The organism is Undibacterium sp. Ji49W (assembly GCF_049340205.1).
Classification (GTDB): domain Bacteria; phylum Pseudomonadota; class Gammaproteobacteria; order Burkholderiales; family Burkholderiaceae_D; genus Undibacterium.
Genome location: NZ_JBMPOW010000006.1, coordinates 20,056 through 44,721 on the forward strand (window position 1 = coordinate 20,056; position 24,666 = coordinate 44,721).

The 24,666-nt window shown below is 52.2% G+C and carries 25 protein-coding genes and 2 tRNA genes; 7 read left to right on the forward strand and 20 right to left on the reverse strand.

All coding sequences use genetic code 11. The features are described 5' to 3' along the window. The first annotated feature begins 59 nt into the window (after positions 1 to 59). From ACO0LK_RS08815 to ACO0LK_RS08825, 3 genes are read left to right on the forward strand one after another with little or no spacing between them, the layout of a single operon-like run. Entirely contained in the window at positions 60 to 1,211 is a 1,152-nt protein-coding gene (locus tag ACO0LK_RS08815; protein ID WP_422974175.1) for an ATP phosphoribosyltransferase regulatory subunit, read from the forward strand. A 3-nt stretch (positions 1,212 to 1,214) separates the two neighbouring features. Next, complete coding sequence (locus ACO0LK_RS08820; RefSeq protein WP_422974177.1) at positions 1,215 to 2,528, forward strand: adenylosuccinate synthase; 1,314 nt, start codon at positions 1,215 to 1,217, stop codon at positions 2,526 to 2,528. A gap of 22 nt (positions 2,529 to 2,550) precedes the next feature. Continuing rightward, positions 2,551 to 3,084: a phosphoribosyltransferase gene (locus ACO0LK_RS08825; protein WP_422974577.1), complete on the forward strand. Its 534-nt coding sequence runs from the start codon at positions 2,551 to 2,553 to the stop codon at positions 3,082 to 3,084. Positions 3,085 to 3,284: 200 nt separating this feature from the next. Here ACO0LK_RS08825 and ACO0LK_RS08830 read toward each other — a convergent pair. Beyond that, positions 3,285 to 3,369 (reverse strand) — tRNA-Leu (locus tag ACO0LK_RS08830). A gap of 269 nt (positions 3,370 to 3,638) precedes the next feature. Next, positions 3,639 to 3,723 (reverse strand) — tRNA-Leu (locus ACO0LK_RS08835). Positions 3,724 to 3,882: 159 nt separating this feature from the next. Between ACO0LK_RS08835 and rnr the strand changes: the two genes are divergently transcribed. The 3 genes from rnr (at position 3,883) to cysE (ending at position 8,013) form a co-directional block, all read left to right on the forward strand. Then, a complete protein-coding gene (gene rnr, locus ACO0LK_RS08840; RefSeq protein ID WP_422974179.1) occupies positions 3,883 to 6,393 on the forward strand; it encodes a ribonuclease R in 2,511 nt (836 codons plus the stop codon). Positions 6,394 to 6,414: 21 nt separating this feature from the next. Continuing rightward, entirely contained in the window at positions 6,415 to 7,155 is a 741-nt protein-coding gene (gene rlmB / locus ACO0LK_RS08845; RefSeq protein WP_422974181.1) for a 23S rRNA (guanosine(2251)-2'-O)-methyltransferase RlmB, read from the forward strand. Between the two features lie 111 nt (positions 7,156 to 7,266). After that, positions 7,267 to 8,013, forward strand: coding sequence for a serine O-acetyltransferase (gene cysE / locus ACO0LK_RS08850; RefSeq protein WP_422974182.1), 747 nt, complete (start codon positions 7,267 to 7,269; stop codon positions 8,011 to 8,013). A 38-nt stretch (positions 8,014 to 8,051) separates the two neighbouring features. On the opposite strand, the gene ACO0LK_RS08855 is transcribed toward cysE, so the two are convergent. The 14 genes from ACO0LK_RS08855 to fliF all read right to left on the reverse strand — a co-directional run bounded on the left by ACO0LK_RS08855 (position 8,052) and on the right by fliF (position 21,195). Then, positions 8,052 to 9,602 (reverse strand): NAD(P)H-hydrate dehydratase, encoded by a 1,551-nt coding sequence (locus tag ACO0LK_RS08855; protein WP_422974183.1) that lies wholly within the window; start codon positions 9,600 to 9,602, stop codon positions 8,052 to 8,054. Between the two features lie 6 nt (positions 9,603 to 9,608). After that, positions 9,609 to 10,436, reverse strand: coding sequence for a flagellar biosynthetic protein FliR (gene fliR, locus ACO0LK_RS08860; RefSeq protein ID WP_422974184.1), 828 nt, complete (start codon positions 10,434 to 10,436; stop codon positions 9,609 to 9,611). Positions 10,437 to 10,470: 34 nt separating this feature from the next. Continuing rightward, complete coding sequence (fliQ, locus tag ACO0LK_RS08865) at positions 10,471 to 10,740, reverse strand: flagellar biosynthesis protein FliQ (protein ID WP_186946592.1); 270 nt, start codon at positions 10,738 to 10,740, stop codon at positions 10,471 to 10,473. Between the two features lie 19 nt (positions 10,741 to 10,759). Then, on the reverse strand, positions 10,760 to 11,527 hold the full coding sequence (fliP, locus tag ACO0LK_RS08870; protein WP_186946591.1) for a flagellar type III secretion system pore protein FliP: 768 nt from the start codon (positions 11,525 to 11,527) through the stop codon (positions 10,760 to 10,762). Between the two features lie 10 nt (positions 11,528 to 11,537). After that, positions 11,538 to 11,978 carry a flagellar biosynthetic protein FliO gene (gene fliO / locus ACO0LK_RS08875; protein ID WP_422974187.1) on the reverse strand — a complete coding sequence of 147 codons (441 nt, stop codon included), beginning with the start codon at positions 11,976 to 11,978 and terminating at the stop codon, positions 11,538 to 11,540. Continuing rightward, the gene (fliN, locus tag ACO0LK_RS08880) at positions 11,975 to 12,397 is read right to left on the reverse strand and encodes a flagellar motor switch protein FliN (RefSeq protein ID WP_186946589.1); all 423 of its coding nucleotides are present in this window, start codon (positions 12,395 to 12,397) and stop codon (positions 11,975 to 11,977) included. Before fliN ends, fliO begins: the two co-directional genes overlap by 4 nt. Beyond that, positions 12,390 to 13,391, reverse strand: coding sequence for a flagellar motor switch protein FliM (gene fliM / locus ACO0LK_RS08885; RefSeq protein WP_186946588.1), 1,002 nt, complete (start codon positions 13,389 to 13,391; stop codon positions 12,390 to 12,392). Before fliM ends, fliN begins: the two co-directional genes overlap by 8 nt. 3 nt (positions 13,392 to 13,394) lie before the next feature. Next, positions 13,395 to 13,901 carry a flagellar basal body-associated protein FliL gene (gene fliL / locus ACO0LK_RS08890; RefSeq protein ID WP_422974189.1) on the reverse strand — a complete coding sequence of 169 codons (507 nt, stop codon included), beginning with the start codon at positions 13,899 to 13,901 and terminating at the stop codon, positions 13,395 to 13,397. Between the two features lie 423 nt (positions 13,902 to 14,324). Continuing rightward, the gene (locus tag ACO0LK_RS08895) at positions 14,325 to 15,941 is read right to left on the reverse strand and encodes a flagellar hook-length control protein FliK (protein ID WP_422974191.1); all 1,617 of its coding nucleotides are present in this window, start codon (positions 15,939 to 15,941) and stop codon (positions 14,325 to 14,327) included. A 23-nt stretch (positions 15,942 to 15,964) separates the two neighbouring features. Continuing rightward, the gene (fliJ, locus tag ACO0LK_RS08900) at positions 15,965 to 16,405 is read right to left on the reverse strand and encodes a flagellar export protein FliJ (protein WP_422974193.1); all 441 of its coding nucleotides are present in this window, start codon (positions 16,403 to 16,405) and stop codon (positions 15,965 to 15,967) included. A 32-nt stretch (positions 16,406 to 16,437) separates the two neighbouring features. Further along, positions 16,438 to 17,826, reverse strand: a complete 1,389-nt coding sequence (fliI, locus tag ACO0LK_RS08905; protein WP_422974195.1) for a flagellar protein export ATPase FliI — start codon at positions 17,824 to 17,826, stop codon at positions 16,438 to 16,440. 13 nt (positions 17,827 to 17,839) lie between these two features. Then, on the reverse strand, positions 17,840 to 18,520 hold the full coding sequence (locus ACO0LK_RS08910; RefSeq protein WP_422974197.1) for a flagellar assembly protein FliH: 681 nt from the start codon (positions 18,518 to 18,520) through the stop codon (positions 17,840 to 17,842). Then, positions 18,513 to 19,508 (reverse strand): flagellar motor switch protein FliG, encoded by a 996-nt coding sequence (gene fliG, locus ACO0LK_RS08915; protein ID WP_422974199.1) that lies wholly within the window; start codon positions 19,506 to 19,508, stop codon positions 18,513 to 18,515. The genes ACO0LK_RS08910 and fliG overlap by 8 nt, the downstream gene beginning before the upstream one ends. After that, entirely contained in the window at positions 19,501 to 21,195 is a 1,695-nt protein-coding gene (gene fliF, locus ACO0LK_RS08920) for a flagellar basal-body MS-ring/collar protein FliF (RefSeq protein ID WP_422974201.1), read from the reverse strand. The genes fliG and fliF overlap by 8 nt, the downstream gene beginning before the upstream one ends. Before the next feature lie 203 nt (positions 21,196 to 21,398). On the opposite strand from fliF, the gene fliE reads away from it, so the two are divergent. Next, positions 21,399 to 21,764, forward strand: a complete 366-nt coding sequence (fliE, locus tag ACO0LK_RS08925; protein WP_422974203.1) for a flagellar hook-basal body complex protein FliE — start codon at positions 21,399 to 21,401, stop codon at positions 21,762 to 21,764. A gap of 110 nt (positions 21,765 to 21,874) precedes the next feature. Here fliE and ACO0LK_RS08930 read toward each other — a convergent pair whose 3' ends face one another. The 4 genes from ACO0LK_RS08930 to ACO0LK_RS08945 are packed head-to-tail and all read right to left on the reverse strand — an operon-like array spanning position 21,875 to position 24,661. Continuing rightward, a complete protein-coding gene (locus ACO0LK_RS08930; protein ID WP_186946579.1) occupies positions 21,875 to 22,636 on the reverse strand; it encodes a flagellar brake protein in 762 nt (253 codons plus the stop codon). A gap of 33 nt (positions 22,637 to 22,669) precedes the next feature. Further along, positions 22,670 to 22,978: an EscU/YscU/HrcU family type III secretion system export apparatus switch protein gene (locus ACO0LK_RS08935; protein WP_422974205.1), complete on the reverse strand. Its 309-nt coding sequence runs from the start codon at positions 22,976 to 22,978 to the stop codon at positions 22,670 to 22,672. Then, the gene (locus ACO0LK_RS08940; protein ID WP_422974207.1) at positions 22,971 to 24,320 is read right to left on the reverse strand and encodes a flagellar hook-length control protein FliK; all 1,350 of its coding nucleotides are present in this window, start codon (positions 24,318 to 24,320) and stop codon (positions 22,971 to 22,973) included. The genes ACO0LK_RS08935 and ACO0LK_RS08940 overlap by 8 nt, the downstream gene beginning before the upstream one ends. A 5-nt stretch (positions 24,321 to 24,325) precedes the next feature. After that, a complete protein-coding gene (locus ACO0LK_RS08945; protein ID WP_422974208.1) occupies positions 24,326 to 24,661 on the reverse strand; it encodes a flagellar protein FliT in 336 nt (111 codons plus the stop codon). Positions 24,662 to 24,666: the final 5 nt, after the last annotated feature.

The window sequence follows — 24,666 nt, forward strand, 5'->3', positions numbered from 1 at the left end:
CAGGTCGCTGTTTGTCGGATTGGCCTAGCCAAATTTTTTTGTTTTTTACATAATTCCCCATGCCAAATTGGCTTTTACCTGAAAATATTGCGGATATCTTGCCCTCTGAAGCGCGCAAGATAGAAGAGTTGCGCCGCGCCTTGCTGGATCACTTCCGCCTGTTCGGTTACGAACTGGTGATGCCACCATTGCTGGAATACATAGAATCCTTGCTGACCGGGGCAGGACAGGATACTGACTTGCGTACTTTCAAGCTGGTTGATCAGATGTCTGGCCGTACCATGGGCCTGCGCTCGGATATGACAACCCAGGTTGCCCGTATTGACGCGCATTTGCTGAACCGCCGTTCGGTCACCCGTCTTTGCTACGCAGGCAGCGTATTGCAGACCAGGCCGTCTGGCCTGCATGCCACGCGTGAGCCTTTGCAGATTGGTGCCGAGATCTATGGTCATGCCGGTCTGGAAGCAGATGCCGAAATCCAGGAGCTGGTGCTGGGTTGCCTGGCGCTGGCAAATATCCGTGATGTGCGTCTGGATTTATGTCATGTGGGCGTCTTGCGCACTTTGCTGGCAGCAGATCCGCTCGCCAAGGCGCAGGAAAACACCCTGTTTGCCCTGTTGGAGGCAAAAGACCTGCCAAGCATAGACAAGCTGAGCCAGAATTTCTCTGCCGAAGTCAGGGCTGCCTTGCTGGCCTTGCCTGGCCTGTATGGCGACGCGTCTGTTATTGCCAGGGCACGTGCTGTCTTGCCGGCAATGAAAGGCATTGACGTTGCTTTGGATGAACTGGAATATCTGGTCAACCTGACCGGTGGCGCCCATGTCACCATCGATCTGGCTGATTTGCGTGGCTACCACTATCACAGCGGCGTTATGTTCAACGTATTTGTGCCTGGTTTGCCGAATGCTGTCGCGCGCGGCGGGCGTTATGATCACGTGGGCGAGGCTTTTGGTCGCCTGCGCCCTGCAACCGGTTTTTCTCTGGATTTGCGCGAGCTGGCACGCCTGCTGCCCACCGCCGAGAGAAAAGGCGCGATACGCGCCCCCTGGGGCAGTGAGCAACTGTTGCGCGAGAAAATTGCCCAGTTGCGTAGCGAGGGTGAGATCGTGATTCAAAGCATGCCCGGACACGAGAGTGAACAAGACGAATTTGATTGCAATCGCGCACTCACTTTCGATGGTGGTAAATGGATTCTTCAAAATGTAGGTTGAGTGATGACACAAACTAAAATTGCAAAAAACGTTGTTGTAATCGGTACCCAGTGGGGCGATGAAGGCAAAGGAAAAATCGTTGACTGGCTGACCGATCACGCACAAGGCGTAGTTCGTTTTCAGGGTGGCCACAATGCTGGCCATACGCTGGTGATAGGCGGCCAAAAGACAGCCTTGCAACTGATACCTTCCGGTATCATGCGCGCCGGTACTGCCTGCTATATCGGCAATGGCGTGGTGTTGTCCGTGCCTGACCTGTTGAGAGAAATCGACAAGCTGCAAGCCAATGGCGTGGAAGTGGTGTCGCGTCTGAAAATTTCGGAAGCCTGTCCGGTTATCCTGCCTTACCATACTGCACTCGATGCGGCGCGTGAAATCGCCCGTGGCGCTGCCAAGATCGGTACTACCGGCAAGGGTATAGGCCCGGCCTATGAAGATAAAGTTGCTCGTCGCGCGATTCGTGTCGCCGATTTGCTCAATGAAGAGCGCTTTGCTGAAAAGCTGCGTGATAATCTCGATTATCACAATTTCGTACTGACCAATTATCTCAAAGCGCCAGCCGTTGAATTCCAGAAAACCTTGGATGACACGCTGGCCAATGTGCCGCGCATCCGTCCTATGGTGGCGGACGTATCGAGTGCCCTGTATGCAGCCCATAAGGCTGGTGCCAGCCTCTTGTTTGAAGGCGCGCAAGGCAGCTTGCTGGACGTTGATCACGGGACCTATCCTTTCGTTACTTCCAGTAACTGTGTCGCTGGCAATGCCGCTGCTGGTTCTGGCGTTGGTCCCAACATGCTGCATTACATCCTGGGTATTACCAAGGCTTACACTACGCGTGTCGGCTCTGGCCCTTTCCCGTCTGAGCTGCCGACGGATGCAGGTGTTGGCAAGCATCTGGCCAGTGTTGGTCATGAGTTTGGTACGGTTACCGGACGTGCGCGTCGTTGCGGCTGGTTTGATGCAGCCCTGCTGAAACGCTCGGTGCAGATCAATGGCGTTTCCGGTATGTGCCTGACCAAGCTGGACGTACTTGATGGTATCGAAACACTGCGTCTGTGCACTGGCTATAAAGTGGATGGCAAAGTCGTCGATATCTTCCCTGTTGGCGCTGAAGAAGCGGCACGTTGTGAAGCGATTTATGAAGAAATGCCAGGCTGGACTGATACTACGGTCGGTGCCAAGAGCATGGACGCGTTGCCAGTCAACGCCCGCAACTATATCCAGCGGATTCAGGAGCTGGTCGGTGTTCCGGTAGATATGGTATCTACTGGCCCGGATCGTGAAGAAACGATCGTTTTAAGGCATCCATTTATTTAAGAAGGAAAATAAGAATATGAATATGCCCGCATCAACAGACAAGGACTTATGGGTTTCCTGGGAAGCCTATCATCGCTCGATTGAACAACTTGCCTTGAAAGTACATGAAACCGGCTGGAAATTTGACCAGGTATTGTGCCTGGCGCGCGGTGGTTTGCGTCCAGGTGATATCTTCTCGCGTATTTTTGATGTGCCACTGGCGATATTGTCCACCAGTTCTTACCGTGAAGAGTCTGGTACCGTGCAGGGCGCGCTGGATATCGGCAAGTATATTTCCATGACCAAAGGTGCCTTGCAAGGGCGTGTGCTGGTGGTGGATGATCTGGTTGATTCTGGTGTGACGCTGGAAAAAGTACTGGTGCATTTGCGCGAGAACTTCCCGGCAGTGACTGAGGTCAAGTCAGCCGTAATCTGGTATAAGGCATGTTCATCCGTGGCACCGGATTATTATCTGGAGCACCTGACGACCAATCCCTGGATACATCAACCTTTTGAAGAATATGACAGCATCAGGCCGCATCAATTGAATGCCTGGCTGAAAAAAGGCGCGAAGTAAGGGTATCCCAAAAACGGAAGCATAGCCTTCCGTTTTTTTATGCCTGTCTTGGTCTTGGTGCAGAAAGTGATTGTTGATGCTTTAATGGTGAGGTGAGATGGAGATGTGGTAGTGCAGGGAGGTGATGGTGGTGAGCTTGAGAAGTCAGATGGCGCAGAAATGAAAAAGCCCGCTGACGAATCAGCGGGCCATCAATTTGGTGGTGCCCACGGAGGGACTCGAACCCCCACACCCGAAGGCACATGGACCTGAACCATGCGCGTCTACCAATTCCGCCACGTGGGCAACAGAAGGCATTATTATAGAGCATTTACGTCGTTTTGGGTGAATTCCGGGCGAATTTCTCAAAACTTTCAAAATGAAAATCAAAACTATGCAAATGAGTTGGATTTGATTTTTGTCCGGATGAAAAAAACGCCATGAATAATGGCAAAATCAGGGATACAGCAATGAACTGGAGTGGGCTTGGTAGTGGAGATGAAAATGGACTTGAGAAAGCAGGGCGTTGCGGAAATGAAAAAGCCCGCTGACGAATCAGCGGGCTTCCAATTTGGTGGTGCCCACGGAGGGACTCGAACCCCCACACCCGAAGGCACATGGACCTGAACCATGCGCGTCTACCAATTCCGCCACGTGGGCAACGGAGAACAACATTATAAATTAATACGGACTTTTGTCAAGGCACATGACTTGATGAATACAAGAATTGTTAGGTGAAAGAGGTTTGCTCCGGTAAACTAACGCCTGACTATGGTTCTGGCACAGGCCAGATTAACATTTAAAGAAGACATATAAGATTTGAATAAGCATTTATACCCTATCCCCAGTCGCGAAGAGATACTGGGCGTTCTACGTACTAACAAGGCAAAAATGACGGCTTCCGCCATTGCGGATGGTTTGTCGGTTAAACCTGAGGAGTTAGATGGCATGACACGACGATTAAACGCGATGGAAAGGGATGGGCAGATTAAAGTGGACAAAGGTGGAAGTTACACCATCGCCAATCAGGATAATTTCATCAGCGGAAAAGTCAGCAGCCATCGTGAAGGCTATGGTTTTCTGATACCGGATGACGGCAGTGAAGACCTGTTTTTGCCAGAGCGCGAAATGCAGAAAGTGCTGCATGGTGATCGCGTCATGGCACGCGTGGTCGGTACTGACAGGCGTGGCCGGCTGGAAGGCGGCATTCTGGAAATTCTGGAACGGGCCAATACCCATGTCATCGGTCGTTTGCTGAACGAAAACGGTGCCTGGATCGTGGCACCTGAAGACAAACGCTTCAGCCAGGATATTCTGTTGACCGGTGCACCGGGCAAGGCAAAAGCCGGCCAGGTCGTCAGCGTCGAGTTAACCGAGCAACCGACCCGTTATGCGCAACCAGTAGGCAAGATAGTAGAAGTGCTGGGTGATGTTGACGACCCTGGTATGGAAATCGAAATCGCCGTCAGAAAATTTGGTGTGCCGCATGAATTCTCAGAGGCGGTCAAAAAGGCTTCCTCAAAATTGCCGTCTGAAGTACGGGATGTGGACCTCAACGACAGGGTTGATCTGCGCGATATTCCGCTGGTCACCATCGATGGTGAAGATGCACGCGACTTTGATGATGCCGTGTATTGTGAACCCATCAAAATCGGTCGCAGCAAAGGCCACCGCCTGATCGTGGCGATTGCCGATGTCAGCCACTATGTGCAGCCGAATGATGTGCTCGATGAAGAAGCCCTGTTGCGCAGTACATCCGTGTATTTCCCGCGTCGTGTCATCCCCATGCTGCCGGAACGCCTGTCGAATGGCTTGTGCTCACTGAATCCCGACGTTGATCGGTTGACACTGGTGTGCGACATGGTGATTACGCAGGATGGTGAAGTCACGGCTTACCAGTTTTATCCGGCAGTCATTCACTCCGCTGCACGTTTCACGTACACTGAGGTAGCGGCCATCCTGGGCAATACCAAAGGCCCCGAAGCCGGCAAGCGCCTGACGCTGGTGCCACACCTCCTGCATCTGTATGAAGTCTTTCAGTCATTGCTGAAGGCGCGCCAGGCACGCGGCGCGATCGACTTCGAAACGACAGAAACCTACATCGTTTGCAATCCATCCGGCAAGATAGAAAAAATCCTGCCACGCACGCGCAATGATGCTCACAAGCTGATCGAAGAATGCATGCTGGCGGCTAACGTTTGCGCTGCCAATCTGCTGGAAACCTATAAGCATCCCGGCACGTACCGTATCCATGCCGGCCCGACCAAAGAAAAACTGACCCAGGTCAGAAATTTCCTGAAACAGGTTGGCCTGTTCCTTAACGGTGGCGATTCACCGTCGGCATCTGATTATGCCGAGTTGATGAAAAAAATCAAAGGCAGGCCAGACGCGCCGCTGTTGCAGACCATGTTGCTGCGTTCCATGCAGCAGGCGGTATATAGCCCGGACAATATCGGTCATTTCGGCTTGTCTTATGACGCTTACGCGCATTTCACCAGCCCGATTCGCCGTTACCCCGATTTGCTGACGCATCGCGCCATCAAGGCTATTTTGCAGGGACGTAAATACGAACCCAAAGGTATAGATCTGAGCCTGTTGAACACCACGGTTTCCAATGCGGCGCGCAAGCAGATGGTGGCTGACAAGGCTGCCGGCAAGAAAAAGGTTGAAAAAGATCTGACGATCTGGGACGCACTGGGTGTGCATTGCTCCGCCAACGAAAGACGGGCGGACGAAGCATCACGCGATGTTGAAGCCTGGCTGAAATGCTATTTCATTCGAGGCAAACTGGGTGAAGAGTTTACTGGCATGATCACTGGCGTTACCCAGTTCGGTATTTTTGTGCAGCTTGACGAAATTTATATCGAAGGCCTGGTGCATGTGACTGAACTGGGGGCCGATTACTTCCAGTTCGATGACGCACGTCATGAATTGCGTGGCGAACGCACAGGCAAGCGTTATCAATTGACAGATAAAGTCCGTGTCGTGGTGAGTCGCGTTGATCTGGATGCGAGAAAGATTGATTTGAGTATCGCGCAACCCGCTTCCGGCAAATTGCCTGGTGGGCCAGGTGAACAAAGAAGTGTCGCCGCATCAGATAAAAACCGTAAAAATCCGGCCAATGCGAGAAAGCTTGCCCAGGAACCGGAAGAAAAATTAGCCCCCGTTTTTTCCAAATCGGCCAAGGCCGCGGCGGTAAAAAAAGTCGGTGTCAAAGCAAGTGAAGACAGTTTTTCTGGGGGACGTCGCCAGAAATCTGCTGCCGCACCTGCCAGTGCCAAGACAAAAGCACCTGGTACGGCTGGCAAGTCAGCAAAGAAAAGACGTTAGTAGATAATTGAAAAGAACAAGATGAAAAGTAAAATGATATTTGGCTTCCACGCGGTGACTTCACGTATCCGCCATGAAGCCTCTTCCGTCGACGAAATTTACGTCGATTCCGCCCGTGTGGACAGGCGCATGCAGGATTTGCTGAGTACAGCAAAAGCTGCCGGTGTGCGAATTATCCTGACAGATGACCAGCGTCTCAGCAATATCGTCGGTACCCGCCGTCACCAGGGCGTAGTGGCGAAAGCCAGTGAGCTGTCACTGGCCCGCAATCTGGATGAATTGCTGGATGCCATTGATGGTCCACCATTGTTGCTGGTACTCGATGGCATTACCGATCCGCACAACCTGGGTGCTTGCCTGCGTGTTGCTGACGGTGCTGGTGCGCATGCGGTGATCGCCCCCAAGGACAGGGCCGTGGGTTTGAACGCCACAGCAGCCAAAGTCGCCAGCGGTGCGGCCGAAACCGTCCCTTATATTACCGTGACCAATCTGGCCCGCACCTTGCGCGAGTTGAAAGAGCGTGATATCTGGCTCGTCGGTACGACGGATGAAGTCGAAAAGAATATCTATGACGTTGACTTCAAAACCGGCAGCGCCATCATCATGGGTTCTGAAGGTGAAGGCATGCGTCGCCTGACACGTGAAACCTGCGACGTGCTGGTCAGCGTTCCCATGTTTGGCTCTGTTGAAAGCCTGAATGTCTCAGTGGCTTCGGGTGTATGCCTGTATGAAGCACGTCGTCAGCGTCTGGTAAAAAACTGACGCTAAAGCTCAGTTCGCCGCCCGCCATTCCCTGGCGGGCATCAGGGGCTCTCCACGGGCCTTTGTGAAATACGCTACTATCTATCTCCCGCCAGAACATTTTCAAATTTCATGTTTAGCCGCTTAAGAGAAGACATCGCAAGTATCATCAAAAAAGATCCCGCAGCCCGCAATGCGTGGGAGGTGATTACTTGTTATCCTGGTTTTCAGGCGATTCTCATGCATGGATGGGCGCAATGGTGCTGGACACGTGGCATGAAGTGGCTGGGGCGTTTTATTTCCCATATTGCCAGGGTATTGACCGGCATAGAAATACATCCAGGCGCGACGCTGGGACGCAGGGTATTTATCGACCATGGTTTTGGTGTGGTCATAGGCGAAACAGCCGAAATCGGTGACGATTGCACGATATATCAGGGGGTGACACTGGGTGGCACTTCTTTGTCCAGAGGTGCCAAACGCCATCCTACGCTGGAGGCGGGCGTCATTGTCGGTGCCGGTGCCAAGGTACTGGGTGGTTTTACGATAGGCGCTGGTGCAAAAATCGGCTCCAATTCCGTGGTGTTGAAACCAGTACCTGCCGGTGCAACGGCGGTAGGTAATCCGGCGCATATTATCAAGAGAGAAGTGGCGTCCGCCGATTCAGAGGCAGCGCAACTATTTACTGCCTATGGCGTGACGCAAAATAGTGATGATCCTATTTCCAAGGTCTTGCACAAGCTGATAGATCATGCCGCCTCACAGCAGGAACAGATAGAAAAACTGTCCGCCGCGCTGTCGGGCGCAGGTATTGTTTGTGACGCCGCACAAAAAGCAGAGAAGCTGAATCCTGAACAGATCAATAGCCTGGTAGATTGATTGGTTTTTTGATCGGGCTTTTTGATTGGACTTTTTGATCAGCCCTTTGTCAGCCAGTTCAGGTTTTTTCTGATGAGGGGTAGCAATTCGCTGGCAGTCAGACCTATGGGGCCGGTCCCTTGTTCCACCAGTTCATCCGCCGCATAGCCATGTGCCCAGGCAGCTATTCTCGCGGCTTCTGCGGCGCTGCAACCCTGTGCCAATAAGGCGCCAGTAACACCAGCCAAAACATCACCAGTGCCGCCGCTGGCCAGTGCCGGGTTGCCGGTGGTGTTGATGGACACATCCCCATTCGCTTTACAAATAATACTGCCGGAACCTTTCAGCACAACAACGGCGTTCAATTGCTGTGCCAGTTTGCGTGCAGCAAACAACCGGTCTGCCTGCACTTCTGCCACGCCTTGCTGCAACAATCGTGCTGCTTCCAGCGGATGTGGAGTCAGCACACTTGCTGCGGTTCTGCTCGCCAGAAGCTGCGCAAGAGCCGGGTCTGCGGCGATCAGGTTCAGTGCGTCTGCATCCACCACCAAGGTTTTTGCTGATTTGATCGCTCCGATCAGCAAAGCCTGTACAGCGGCTGATGTACCCAGGCCGGGGCCGATGACGACATGGTGATCCTCAAAATCCATTTCTTCAGGTACACGAAACATGATTTCAGGATGCAGACTGTCATACTGCGGGCCAACACCTGGAATGCAGCAATAAATGCGTCCGGCACCAGAAAACTGTGCTGCCCTGGCAGCAAGGATGGCCGCACCCACCATGCCGCTGGCACCACCTATGATGATGACATCACCATAACTGCCTTTGTGGCTGTTTTGTTTGCGTGGTTGCAATATGCCTTTTAGTGATTCGGCGGTATTCAGATGGGCTTTGGCGGGCGGGAACAAGCTTGATGGAATCCCCAGGCTTTCAACGCTGACCTGGCCAGCATAATCCTGCCCTTGACCCGTATGCAGACCCGGTTTGTCACCAATAAAGCTGATGGTATGTGTCGCGCAAATAGCGATGCCATCCGTGCCTGCAAGTTGCCCGGTTTCTGCGCTCAGGCCACTGGGCACGTCGAGCGCCAACAACGGGATGGCATTCTGTGCAGCAAGCTGGTTGATATGTCTTATCAGCCCGGCGATGGCACCTTCTGGCGCACGTTTAAGACCTATTCCAAACAGGCCATCGATGATCAACGCCCAATCTGAAGGCAAGCTTGCCAAGGCGACTGCATCGATCAATTGAACATGGTAGGACTGGGCTTTGCGCAGACTGGACAATGCATCGCTGGAATAATCAACCGCATTACCACATTGCACAACATGTACGGCATGGCCCCGTGAAGCCAGGATTGCAGCAACTTCAAAGGCATCGCCACCATTATTGCCCGGGCCAGCGAGAACAAGGATTTTTGCTGGCAAATTGCCGACCAGTTCAATGGCCAGGTTGGCGGCTGCCAGTCCGGCTTTTTGCATCAGCGATTTAGTGCCTGGATTTGCCTGATCAAGCTGCATGCTCAGCGCACCTGTTTCTATCGCACGAATTTCTGCCACGCTATACACGCAACCAAATCTGTCATTCTGATTGCCCATGGTTTTCATAGTGATTTATTTGGGTTGTAGTGCAGGCGGAAAGGGCGGCGGCTTTATTGACGGGACATTCGATTGTCCGACAGCCTGCATGGCTTCTATGCCTTGCTGGAACAGGTTTTCCAATGGCACAAGCAAATACGGCATGATCAGTGCCAGCATCAAAAAGCCGACACCGATGGTAATCGGGAAGCCGATACCGAATAAATTCAATTGAGGAGCGGCACGCGTCAGTATGCCCAATGCCACGTTGGTAACCAGCAAGGCTGCAACGATGGGCAGGGATAAATGCATGCCCACACTGAAAATCTGCTCACCCCACAGGGCCATTTTCTGATAATTCAGCCCGGTCTGAAAGGTGGTTGAAATCGGTATGGTCTGGAAGCTTTCAACCAGGGTGGCTAGCATCGATAAATGCACATTCGCCGTCAGCATCAGCAGCGTGGCAGTCAACACCAGAAACTGCGCAATTGCCGATGAACGCCCCTGTGTCTGCGGATCAAAGAAGGTAGCAAAACCCAGGCCCATGGTCAGACCGGCCACCTCGCCCGCCATTTCGATGGCAGAAAAAACGACACGCATGACAAAACCCATGCCCAGGCCGATGATCAATTGCTGGGCCAGCACCAGTATGCCGTTCAGGGATACAGGATCGAGTGCAGGGACTGCGGGTAGGGTGGGGGCCACGATGAGTGACAGCACAATACCCAGCGCCAGCTTGATCTGTACCGGGACGGTATTGTTGCCGAAGGGGGGCGCAACTGCAATCATGCCCAGTATCCTGGTCAGCGGCCAGATAAAGGAATTGATCAGTGCGATCAGTTCATTGCTGGAGAAGGAAATCATTGGTATGACATGTCAGCGCTATGCGTGGCCGCACCTATCCCGCCATGGTTGCAATACTGGTGAACATCTGGCGCATGTAATCCGTCAGTACGGTCAACATCCAGGGGCCGGCAATAATCAGGGTGACAAAGATACCCACCAACTTGGGAATGAAAGACAGTGTGGTTTCATTGATCTGGGTGGCAGCCTGAAAAATACTGACGATCAAACCTATGCCCAGCGCGACCAGCAGTAAAGGGGCGGAAACCATCAGGGTCACTTCCATGGCCTGGCGGCCGAGTGTCATTACGCTATCCGGGGTCATAATTAGCCTTGTTGAAGCCTTAATAAAAACTTTGTGCGAGTGAGCCTATCAATAATTGCCAGCCATCCACCAGGACAAACAACATCAGCTTGAAGGGCAGCGAGACAATTGCCGGCGACACCATCATCATACCCATGGACATGAGCACACTGGCGACCACCATATCGATGATCAGGAAGGGGATGAAAATGGCAAAGCTGATTTGAAAGGCGGTTTTCAATTCACTTGTGATGAAGGCCGGTATCAGGATACGCAGTGGTACATCTTCAGGACCCTGCAATTGCGGGGTATTCGATAATTTGACGTACAGCGCCAGGTCCGACTGCCTGGTCTGCTTCATCATGAATTGCTTGAGCGGCGTGGCACCTTTGTCCATCGCTGCCTGCATGGTGATCTTGTTTTCAGTGAACGGTACGTAGGCTTCGGCATAGATTTTGTCAAACACCGGCCCCATGACAAACAGGGTTAAAAACAGCGACAGCCCGACCATTACCTGGTTGGGCGGCGCTGACTGCGTACCCAGGGCTTGCCGCAGCAAGGATAGTACGATGATGATGCGGGTGAAGCTGGTCATCATCAGCAATGCCGCCGGGATAAAGCTGAGTGCCGTCAGGAACAGCAGGGTCTGAATACTAAGCGAATAATTCTGGCCACCACCGGCAGCAGGCGTCGTTGTAATGGCTGGCAAGCCACCTGTTGTTTGTGAAAAAGCCAGTTCAGGCAGCAGCAGGCCACTCAGAAAAATGGCAAGCCAGACCAGTGGCAGGGAGGAGCGCAAAGTTTTCATGCAGATGTAATTACTTGTTGTCAGATCGTTCGGTAGAACGTTTATCCAGCGTGCGTTTCAGCCATGCAGAAAATGGATCATTGGTTTGTGCCTGTGCCGCCTGTAATAACAACTCTTCCTGTTTTGGCATGCTGCCCAGATTGTTGATATTGTTGGCGGTGACGCCCAGAATCAGCCACTGATCGGCCACTTCCACCACCATCACGCGTTCGCGGTTGCCAACATTGATGCCACCGATGATCTTGACCTGTATCTTGTTGCCACCCTGTATGGGGCCCAGGCGCTTCATGACCCATGCAGCGGCTACCACCAGTGCCAGTACCAGCAGCAAGGCCATGATGATCTGCAACAGCCCGCCACTGGGCGATACGGCAGAGGTATCTGCCGCCAGAACACTGCCAGACCATGCCGCCGTCGCCAGTACTGCATAAAAACGTGGGAAATACTTCATTTGTTCAGTTTGCGTATGCGCTCGGCAGGCGTGACGATATCGGTCAGGCGTATACCAAACTTGTCATTTACTACCACCACCTCGCCCTGGGCAATCAGACAGCCATTGACCAGTACATCCATAGGTTCACCGGCCAGACCATCGAGTTCCACCACCGAACCCTGTGCCAGTTGCAGCAGGTTCTTGATGGCGATTTTGGTCCTGCCCAATTCCACGGTCAGCTGTACCGGGATATCCAGAATGAAGTCGATGTCATTATGGGTTTCCGGTGCCTGGCTTTTGCCGCTGAACTCTTTGAAAATGGCAGCTGTAGGCTGTGGCTCGCTCTTTTCTGCTGCCGCAGCTTCCGCTTTTTCCTGCTCTGCAATTGCAGCACCCCAATCATCTTCACTGATTGGTGCGTCGCCGTTATCATCCATGGTTCTCTCCTTGTGCTACTTCCTGTACGCTGGAACTGATCAGTTTCTCAACGCGTAAAGCATACTGTCCGTTAAATACTCCATACTTGCACTCCATCACAGGCGTGCCATCGACTTTAGCTGAAATGATTTCCGGAATGGATAAAGGGATCACATCGCCTTCTTTCATATTCAGGATATCACCCAGGGTGACACGGGTCGTACCCAGGTCAGCAACGATTTCTACTTCGGCAATCTGTATCTGCTGCGTCATCAGACGCACCCAGCGCTTGTCCACTTCCAGCGTTTCACCTTGCAAACTACTGGTCAAAATGTCGCGGATAGGTTCTATGGTGGAGTAGGGCATGCACAGATGCATCTCGCCACTTACCGGCCCCAATTCTATCGTGAAGGTAGTGGATACCACCACTTCATTCGGGGTGGCGATATTGGCGAACTGGGTGTTCATTTCTGAACGTATGTATTCAAACTCGATGGGATAGACCGGTTCCCATGATTTGGAATAGGTTTCAAAAATGATTTCCAGTATGCGGTGGATGATACGCTGTTCAGTCTGGGTGAAGTCGCGACCTTCCACACGGGTGTGGAAGCGGCCATCGCCACCAAACAGATTATCTACCAGCAAAAACACCAGGCCAGGATCAAGCACGATCAGCGAGGTGCCGCGCAAGGGCTTCATGTGGACCAGGTTCAGATTGGTTGGTACCACCAGGTTACGGATGAATTCACTGTACTTCGATACCCTGACAGTACCTACCGATACTTCGGCACTGCGGCGCAGGAAATTAAACAGGCCTATGCGCAGCAGGCGGGCAAAACGTTCGTTGATAATTTCCAGCGTCGGCATACGGCCGCGGACGATACGCTCTTGCGTGGCAAGATTGTAGGGCCGGACACCGGAGGTATCCTCCAGTGATTGCGAGTCGTCCTGATCTCCCGTGACGCCCTTTAAAAGGGCATCAACTTCTTCCTGGGAGAGAAAATTATCTGACATAGTTTATTGAACGACGAAAGAAGTAAAGAAAACGCCACTCACTTTTTGTGGCTCCCCTTTGGCTGTAAATGGCTGGCTAACTTTTTCAATGATTTCATTGACCAGTTTTTCCTTGCCTTCACCGGACAAAATTTCGGTTGCATCCTTGCTCGACAGCAGTAACAGCAGGCGGCTGCGTATTTGCGGCATATTCGCCTTGATCAGATTGACCTGTTCTTCATCCTGCACTTGCAGTGTCATGCTGATTTGCAGATATTTGTCACCGCCATCAGATTGCAGGTTGACGGTAAACGGTTCCAGCGCCAGGAATACAGGTGCTTTTGCAGGTTCAGCCTTGTGTTCTTTTTCTTTATTGGCAGAACCTTTTTTCATCATGACAAGAGCTCCACCACCAGCTGCCACCAGTAAAAAGACGGCAGCGGCGATCATGATAAGGAGTTTCTTTTTAGATTTGCCCGCTGGTGGGGCATCACCTGAATCAGTCGCTGCTTTTGCTGGTGCTTTCGCCATGGTTTTCCTCTCGATGGGCATTTATTGCCATGATTTATAGGTATTATCGGTGATACGAGGCTCTTAATATCCAAGAAAAAGAAGGTGTATTGCCGCTTAGCTCTGTCATTTGCGCGATGAAAGCAGGGTCATGCTGCATTCACAGCCAGTTGCGGTCAATGTCCGCAAACTTCATGGATTTAGCCTTTGGCAATCATTCTACATGCATGTAGGTGTTTTTTTCCAGACACCCTTGGGTGAAAGCGCGGCAGATGGTGAATTTAGGTGACATTCATCAATGAAGAAGCTTGCTGGTGCAAACTTCTTGAGTAGTCTGTTCTTAAGAAGTCTGTGCGGCCATAACCAGTCTGGATAAGCGCATGAACGCGCAGGAGCGCGCTCGCCAGGCCCGTCAGAGATATGGCGGCCCTGTTTTTACCGGGGTCAGGCGAAGGTATCTACTACGCCATTGCTGACTCTGACTTTAGCCTGGCTGCTGGTTGCAGCTAGCGCTGTACTGTCGCCGACGTCGCTGCCTTGACGTGATGTACCTGTGCCCCTGGCTTGTTGCTGGGCAAAATTTTGCCCTTGACCTGCACCTGCGGCCTGTGAATTGACTGAGAAACCTGTCAATTGCACGCCGGCATCGCTGAGCATCTGACGTAATCGGGGCAGGGCTGCTTCCAGTGCTTCCCGGACTTCTGGCTGGGCGGCGGTAAAGCTGGCATTGGCCTGGTCATTGCTGACTTTCAATACAACTTGCAGCGGGCCAAGATCTGGCGGGTTCAGCGTTAATTCGGCAGATTGCATGGCTTCGCCTACCATCCATACGACTTTTTGACTTACTGCCTTATCCCAGCCCGGGTTGCCTACGCGGGGGCTGATATGGTCTATCGCCATGGCATTTGCCGCATTGGCTTGTGCATTGCTGACGGCCTGTGTGGCAATCGGTGCCGGAGCGATGACCTGAGGTGTTTCCTTGCTGCTTTCGGCCGGTTTGATTTCGGCCAGCTTGTCTGCAATCGCATCACGGGCTTGCGCGACATCACTGGCAAAGTTTTTGGCTGTGTCAGCCGCTATCGCCGTGGTGGCATTGGCCGCCTTGTCGGACGCTTTGCTGCCCATTACGAGATCACTGGTGACGACTTCCGGTTTGCTTGCATCTGCCAGCGCGGCGCTATCAGTTTTGACGGTAGTATCTTTCGGTACCTGTACCGGTGTCAGGGCGGGGGCGGTTGTTAGTGTTGCATCGCCACTGGTCAGCTTATTGTCTATGGCAGTATTGACGGTGGTATTGGTCACTGTCTTGGCTGTGGCCTTGGTTTCAGTAGTTGCCTTGCCTGCCAGTAATTGCGCGGCGATGGCATTGATATCGGCTGCGCTAACGCCCGCATCGCCTACCGCCTTTTCCGTGCTGACTGGCTTAATGTCGTTAGCGGCGGTCTTGGCGTCAGCGATGGCTGCGGCAAGCTTGTCTGCGGTTTCTGCATACTTGCTGTCACCAGCCAGGGCTATTACATCTTTCGTATCTGTTGCGGTGTTGCTGGCAGCGAGCGTGCTGACATCTACACCGGCCAAGGTGTCAGTGGCACTGGCATCAGTGCTGACAGAGGCAGCCTTGCTGGTATCTGTGATCGCAGGTGCCGGGGCCAGGTTGCCTACCAGTGCCAGTATCTGGGCGCTAAGGTCTTCTGCCGGCGCCGTGTTTTTTTCATCATCCTTGCTGACTTTGCTGTTGTCATCCGTATCGTCGGCAGGGGAACTGTTTTTTACCGGTGTGCCGGGGGCATTGTCGGCGGTATTCTGTTTGTTGGTATTGTTATTAACATTGTTGCCGGAATTACTGGACGTAGCATTGGCACTGGTATTGGTGGACTTCGGTGCAGTCGCAGGTTTTGCCACATTGCGATTGACGTCGCTGTCCGGTTTTTTGACGTTGGAAATTTCTTTGTTCAGCATCTGATTGAAATTGTTTCCGGCGTCGCTGGACGTGGTGTTTTTTGCCGATTTAGCGCTTCCAGCCTGTTTGTCCAGGGAAGTCAGTAAGGTTGTCGCTTGCATGTGAGTACCTGTTAAATTTTTGACTAACGCTTATAAAAAAGGGCGCGGGCAGCCATTTCATCGGTTTGTTTCTGGTCGCGCTTTGCTTCTTTTTTTTGCAGCACGTTATGCGCACGATTTTGCAAAGTGTTATATGAAAGGCGCTTTTTTTCCGTCGATTGCCATTCTGTTTTTGCCATGACGATGCGGTGTTCCGCATCCATGACTACTTGCTTTTGTCCTTCAATGGCAGTATCAAGCTTGCCGAGGAAGGACAGGAAATTCGTATACTGCGCAGCACTTAAACCTTTTGTTGCGCCATCTTGCAGTCGTTGCGCATAGTCATCACGGTATTGCTGCAATAAGCTGAGCTTTTTCTGTGTATCTTCATGAGCGCGGATTGCCTTTCCCAGAAGTTTGGCGGCGTCGTCCACTTCTCTTTCTGCAATTTCGATCAGTGTGGTAATAGGGGATTTTAGTGCCATGGTGATTCAAGTATAGTAGGTATCAGAGATTTCTATCCGTTGAATAGGGCCTGAAGTGCCCCCAAGCTCTCTGGTATGGTACTTTTTTCGGTGATGTCTTGTTGTAAAAATGCAATTATTTTGGGCTGTAGCCGAATCGCTTCATCCAGTAATGGGTCGGAGCCCGGCGAATACGCACCGACGCTGATCAGATCCCTGGCGCGTTCATAGCGTGAATACAATTGCTTGAGTTTTCTTGATAGCTGCTGATGTTCTGGTGTGGTAATACTGTGCATGGCCCGGCTGATCGACTGTTCTATGTCAATGGCAGGGTAATGGCCGCTTTCTGCCAGGGTGCGGTTCAATACGATATGACCATCCAGAATCGCCCTGGCGGCATCGGCAATCGGATCTTGCTGGTCGTCGCCCTCGGTCAGTACCGTGTAAAAAGCGGTAATAGAGCCGCCACCGCTTTTACCGTTACCAGCGCGCTCTACCAGAATAGGCAGCTTGGCAAAGACGGATGGCGGATAACCCTTGGTTGCTGGTGGTTCGCCGATGGCCAGCGCAATTTCTCTTTGTGCCATGGCATATCTGGTCAGCGAATCCATGATCAGCAAGACACTGCGTCCCTGGTCTCTGAAATATTCAGCGATGGTGGTGGCATAGGCTGCACCTTGCAGGCGCATCAGGGGAGGGGCATCCGCCGGGGCTGCCACGACCACGGAACGGGCCAAGCCTTCGGTGCCCAGAATCTGTTCTATGAATTCCTTGACCTCACGACCACGCTCACCGATCAGGCCAACTACGATGATATCGGCAGAGGTATAGCGCGCCATCATGCCCAGCAGCACACTCTTACCGACGCCAGAACCGGCGAACAGGCCCAGGCGCTGGCCCCGGCCGACGCTGAGCATGCTGTTGATGGCCCTGACACCCACGTCCAGCGTATCGACGATGGGAGCGCGTTCCAGCGGGTTGTAAATACGCGCGCCCAGCGGGGCGGATTCATGCGTGCCTAGCGGGCCCAGGGTGTCCAGCGGGCGGCCATTGCCGTCCAGCACACGCCCCAGCAGTTCATAGCCTACCGGTAAATGCCTGCTTCTGTCACTGGGGCGGCGGCGGGGGTGATTGACGACTTCATGTGCATCGGGCTCCGCCGGAAAGACGGGAGCACCGGGGGTAACGCCATCAAGATCGCTATGCGGCATCAGAAACAGGCGTTCACCTTCGAAACCGACCACTTCGGCATCTATTTTGGCACCGCTTTGCAGATGAATGGAGCAGGCACTGCCTACCGGCAAGCGCAGGCCAACCGCCTCCATCACCAGGCCGGTGACACGGGTGACGCGCCCTGACAGTGAGGTGGTGCTGACATGCGATAGCTGCTCGCGGCTGTTGTGCAGCCTGGCTTTCCAGTCGCTGATGTAGGCTTCTTGCATCGTATCGGTCTGCCTAGACGGCGTTCACAAAATTGTGTTGCATGCTGTCCATGAGTTTTTGCCAGCGTGTCGCATAACTTGCATCCAACAGGTTGTGCTGTGTTTCCAGCTTGCAGCCACCGCGTTCTATATGTGGGTCAGAAACTATGCGCCAGCCATTTTCAGTCAGCGATTCACCCAGATGGTTTTTGACGATGACAGCATCATCCGGATGCAGCAAGACCTGCGCCGGTTGCTGGACTGTACTTATCTGATTGATTGCATCTTCAACGATAGGCAGTATCAGTTCAGGTTCAGTGTCAAATTTGATTTTCAGCATGGCTTTGGCTAGGTCTATTGCCAGTTCCAGCACTTCATTGCTCATCTGTCCAGATGCCGCCTGCAATTGCTGTGAAAACCCTTGTGCCATCTGTTGCAGAGAATGAATTTCGACCTGCACCTGTTCCATGGTTTCTGCGTAAGCAGTTTCCTGGCCATCTTTCAGACCACGTTCATAGGCTTCCTTGTAGCCGGCGGCAAAACCTTCCTGGCGCGCGCTTTCCCGCAGCTTGTCTGCTTCCATACGACTGATGGCGGCGGCCTGCGCGCTTGCAACTTTTACTTCTTCGACATGTGCCGGCCTATTGTCGCCAAACGAGGTCATTTCCCAGCGTTGAAAGGCGGTCAGATCACCGCTACGCACAGGATTAGACATAAGCGTCTTCGCCTTTTGCACCCAGCATGATCTGGCCTTCGTCGGCCAGGCGACGGACGATCAGCAAGATCTGTTTCTGCTGTGTTTCCACTTCTGACAGACGTACCGGGCCCTTGGATTCGAGATCTTCACGCATCATTTCAGCCGCACGTTGTGACATGTTCTTGAATATTTTTTCCCGCATATCCTGATTCGCGCCCTTCAGGGCCACGATCAGTGAATCAGACTGCACTTCACGCAACAGCAGTTGTATGCCCTTGTCGTCAATTTCGAGGATGTTATCAAAGACGAACATTTCATCCATGATCTTCTCGGCCATGTCGCCATCGTATTTCCGGAGATTGTCCATGACGGATGCTTCGTTTTCACCGCTCATAAAGTTCAAAATTTCAGCCGCAGCGCGCACACCGCCTATGGATTTTTTCTTCAGGCTTTCATTGCCGGTCAAGAGCTTGGTGAGTACGTCGTTCAGTTCGCGCAGGGCAGTAGGCTGAATACCATCCAGGGTGGCGATACGCAATACGATGTCATTGCGCAAACGCTCGGTAAACTGGTTCAGGATTTCACAGGCCTGGTCACTTTCCAGATGGACCAGGATGGTGGCAATAATTTGTGGATGCTCGTTCTTGATCAGTTCGGCAACCGAAGGGGAATCCATCCACTTCAGACTTTCTATACCGCTGGCGTCCTTGCCGCCCAGAATGCGGTTCAATAGCGAGGCAGCCTTGTCGTCGCCCAGGGCCTTGGTCAGCACGTTACGGATATATTCATCCGAGTCCAGCCCGACCGAAGAACTGAGGTCGGCCGCCGCCTTGAAGTCATCCAGGACTTTGGCGATGGCTTCATGCGGTATAGGGCCGATCGCAGCCATGGCTGCACCGATCTTTTGTACCTCACGCGGGCCAAGATATTTCATGACCTCGGCCGCACCGTCTTCACCCAGCGCCAACATCAGGGTGGCTGCTTTTTGAACTCCGTCTTCACTCATTGCTGACCCATGCCTTTACAACGTTTGCGACTATCCTTGGATCGTCTTTTGCCAGGGCTTTTGCCATTTCCAGATTCATTTCATAGCTGGAACCCTGACGCGTATTCTGGTGCTCTGCCTCTTTGGAAAGATTGACGATGGCGGCTTCTTCTTCCTCGCGCTGTTCTTCTTCCAGGGCTTTCTGTTTTTCCGCTTCCAGCGCTTCCAGTGTTTCCTTGTCTTTGCCCATTATCTTATACAACATGGGTTTGAGGTAACCAAAAAACAGGTAAGCCAGTACCAGTGCGGCAAGTGCATATTTACCAAATTCCTTTGCCATTTGGATGACATCTGGCTGTTTCCACAGTGGTAATTCCACTATAGTTTCTTTTTCAGGGCTGGCAAAGGGACTATTGACCACATTCAGGGTGTCACCACGATCTTTGTTGAAGCCCATGGCTTCCCTGGCAAGATCAGTAATTTGTGTTTTTTCTATGTCCGTCAGAGGGCGGGTTGAGGTTTTTCCTGCCTTATCAGTTTCTGTCTTGTAATTAACGACGATGGCCACTGACAGGCGCTTGACACCACCCATGGGCTGCTGGGTGTATTTGATGGTCTTGTCTACCTCAAAATTGGTGGTCGAGTCTTTTTGCATCAAACCGGCATTCGCTGCACCAGCCTGACCAGTCGCGGCTGCACTGGCAACGATGGGGGCGGTTGCCGGTACGGGGGGCTGGTTACTCAATGCGCCAGGTATGCCTGAAGGATTGGCAGATTTGTTGTAGGACTCGCTGGTTTGCTGGCTGCGTATGGTGGACGCTTCCGGCGGTGAGTTGGGGCGATAGCTTTCAGCCGCCTGTTCTGTCCTGGAGAAATCAATATCCGCCGTCGCTTCAGCCCGCACATTGCTGGAGCCGACGATAGGCGAAATAATGGACTCTATGCGTTTGACGATGTTTTGCTGATATTCCTGCACATACTTCAATTGCGAAGGGTCAAGATTATTATTCGCCATCTGTTTGCTGGGATCAGACAGCAGATTGCCGTTCTGGTCAACGATGGTGACGCTCTTGGCCGACAGTTCCGGCACGCTGCTGGCGACCAGGTGAATGATGGCGCTGACCTGTTGCTGATCCAGCACGCGGCTGGGGTAAAGGTTCAGCAAAACCGACGCAGTGGGCTTTTGCTGATCACGGATGAATACGGATGATTTGGGTATAGCCAGATGCACACGCGCGGTCTGCACCGCAGAAACTGCCTGTATGGAACGTGCCAGCTCGCCTTCCAGCGCGCGTTGAAAATTGACTTGTTCCAGGAATTGCGAAATCCCCAGTTTCTGGTTTTCCATCAGCTCGAAACCGACATTGCCGCCCTTGGGTAAACCTTGCGCTGCCAGTTTCAGACGTGCGTCATGCACTTGATTGGCAGGCACAAGAATGGCATTGCCGCCGTCCGAATATTTATAGGGCACGTTCAATTGCTGCAAGGATGCGACGATGGCACCGCCATCTCTGTCATTGAAATTGGAGAACAGGACTTTGTAATCCGGCTGCTGGCTCCACAGCCATACGCCCACCATGATGGCCAATGTGATGGCAGCACCCACCGCCAGCAAGATATTGCGAATGGCAGGCGTTTGCTGTAATCCGAAGATATTCGGAAGAGCAGGGCCTGGTGGGGCAAGTACGGTATTTTCTGCGGTTGCCATAAATTACCTTGTGCCAATAATTGTGTCGATGAGTTGCATGCGAGTACTTCCGGAGATGAGTTTTTTCCTTGATACCGATTTTCCACTGAATTTGCAAAATCAAAGGCAGGAAAAACACTGGTTTTCCTGTTCTTTTCCAGCTTCGCTTTTGTTTTCAAGCTGTTAATGTAGCAGTCATAGAAGTCTGAAAAAAAGGTGATGTGATGAATATCGGCGGAATTGACGCAAGTCGCATAGAAGCCATGGTGGCACAGTTGAAGGCAACTGCGGCAAGAATGGAAGCCAGTGCAGGCGTGGGCACGGGTTTGGGGGTAAATCAGGCGGACAATGTCAGTCCACCAGGCAAGCTCGATTTTGCAGATGCGCTGAAAGCCTCGCTGGATAGCGTGAACCAGGCGCAAACGAGTTCGCAAAAGCTGGGGGAAAAATTTGCCATGGGGGATGATAAGGTCAGTTTGTCCGACGTCATGATTTCCATGCAAAAAGCGAATATATCTTTCCAGACAACGGTGCAGGTCAGGAACAAACTGGTGTCTGCCTATCATGACATCATGAATATGCAGATATAGCCCGTGTATCTTATGCCAGGCAATTTGTGTATTGATTGCCTTGATTGTGTCTGCACAAAAAAACAAAGGGGCAATTTTGCCCCTTGTTCTTTCTGATGGTCTCTTGTTGTCTAGCGTATGCCAGTCATTTTGGCATTGCGCTCACGTTCCAGTTTCATGATGTAACGCTGAACACTGGCAAGCACGTTGTTGGACATATTGATGAACTGGCACCCCAGACGGCGATTGGTTTTGCCATTCAACAAAATAAGATCCTGTGAATTCCTGACTTGCAGCACCACATCCACCAATCCTATGGTTGGCAGATCAAGTTTGCAATGCTCATAGATAACACCTATGGTGCTATCCATGGCTTTTCTTTCATCCAGTATGGCGATGCCGCCGCAACTGATATCAACCAGCGACAGTTTCAGGGTTTCTTGCCGGGTATCCACCTGTACCGGTACCAGGGCACGTATCGGCGTCGATAACGGGGTGTTGATACGATAATACTCGCGCCTTTGCAGGCGTATCACCGTTGCCGGGATACTAAACTGGAAAGCAGGGCGGTCTTCAAACGTGATCAGTTCCAGGTTGTCGGATGAAAACTGTATGCTGATCTTGTCCAGCAAGCCTTCAAAAGAAACCCGTGGCGCTTCAGTAATGCGTTGATTTGCCAGTTGGCTTGGTGCACTGTCGATGATGATTAAATTATTGGTGTCATCAACTTCCAGAATGGACGTGATGAATACTTCGGAACCGCTGTTGATCAGCATGCTGATCAATTGTTTGCTTTCCCTTAAACCGCGTAACAAGCCGATGATCTCCCTCCGGGAGTCGACCTGGAAGGGGCTCTGGTTTTCTGTACCTAGGCTCGGAGGTGAGGATGGCATATATTTTTATAATTACATTCAGTAAATGGGCAATCAAACCGGTTTTTGCCCTGGCGTCTCCGAAATTGCTTCTGAGTTTCCTTTATCAATATGGTAAAGCCAAGCGAGAAGTTCTGCAACTGCGCGATACAAAGCTGGAGGAATATCTCGGTCCAGGTCGACTTTCATCAATAAAGAGACCAATTCCTTGGATTGGTGCACGTGCACACCATGTTCTTTAGCGCGGGCAATGATTTCTTCTGCAATCAGGCCTTTGCCCTTGGCAACCACACGTGGTGCCGCATCGCCATTCTGGTAAGCAAGGGCGACAGCATTCTGAATCTGCGGTTTGGGCTCATTCATCTTGATTGACAACGAAAGACATCAATGGCGAGCCGGCCATTTGCAATGCAGATGCTAGCTCGCTGGCATGGCTTTTTAAAGCGGCTACCGTGTCACCCTGCGTGGCACGCAGCGACAAACCAACGGTGTTCGATTGCAGGTTGATGGTGGCCGTTACTTTCCCCAGTGTGGGAAGATCAAAACTGACGACCGATTGCCAACTGCTATCTTCACTGCCTGCCTGTGTATGCCGCGCCTGCTCGCTTTCCTTCCTGATTTCCCAGTCAATTTTCTGCCCGGGGAAAAGCTCTCCCTGCCATCGTACAACGTTTTGTTCCAAAACATTGAGTTGCTGGTGAATAATTTGCCCCATTTCCTTATTGATGGGTGTGGTATTGCTGGCCTGCAAGCTGTCTGCTGCTTTCGATAAGCTGAGCTGGGATTGCGGTTCACTGCGAATATCGGCGATATCCCGTTTGCCTTGCGCCCATTCTGCGACATGAGATTCATAAAACAGGCCGCTGGTGCTGATCTGATTTTGTAGTTTGGTCGCGGTCCTGATGCTGTCTTTTAATTCTGAAGGGCTGGCAAGAATGGGTACTTCGCTGCTGATACTGGTTTTCGTGCCGGTCTGACGTCCGGTTTGTAAAATTTGGTCAATCATTTTCCCAGTGTTGCTTAATGACGTCGGTGCGCTGCTCAGATGGTCTGGCGTGGTGTCGACAACATTGATATTGGGCAGCTGTGATTTGCTGATAATTTCGCTGGTTTTGGATGGTGCCAACTGCTGTAGTGCCGGTGCCAGCGCCTTGTCCAGGAGTGCGTTGCCGGTTTGCGGCAAGCTTTGTTTGCCGGACAGCGTGACTACTGTCGATGCATCCGCTTCGGGAGCTGCTTCAGCAATGACAGCAGGGGTATTGCTACCGGTCGTAGCTGGTAAGGCGGCTGCCTTTCCTGTCTCTGCTGTCTGCGGCGCAGCATAGTTTTGCGAGGGGGATGGCAATCCGGGTTTGCCCGGATCTGGTGTTAGTAACTGTGGTGCGTTGGTGGGTAACTGATGGGCACCCGTGTCGCTTTCCAGTAAAAAAGTCGGGCGTGGTTCAGTACCTATGAGGCGCAGGGGAATTTGGTCCCCGGTCTTGCTGCCTTCGGGTAACAACATTTTTGCTGTTATACCCGCTACTCTTACGGTAAAACTGCCATCCATCAGTTTCGACAGGACTTCACCCTTCAGTAACTGGCCCGTGACCAGTTGCGCCAGTCGCGGAGTGATGTCCTGCTTGGTTTCAGTAATCGCGCCTACGGCGGCCGGTGCCTCGATATTGGCTACAGGTTTAGTGAGTATATCGAGCCGCGCAGGCATAGTCGTCAGGCGCTATTGCCAACACCATAAGTTCTGGAGAGCTTCTGGCTGGTGCTGGAGCTTTTCATCATGTCAGATAACTGTGCCATCCAGGGTTCGGTAATGTCGCGAATTTCCCTGTCGTCAGCCAGAATCTGTTTGATGATGCGGATTTTTTTGTCGCGCATATCGGCTGGAAGATCGGAAGGAATTTCATTTTCACGCAATAGCTGGACGCGGCTAGAGCAATCACTTTCCAGTCGCCCCAGCAGTTCCCAGTCGCGTGAACGGGCGGCTTCCAGCATATTGCCCGTAATCGTTGCGACATTTTCATACAATGTAATCAGTTCCAGACTATTCATCTTGA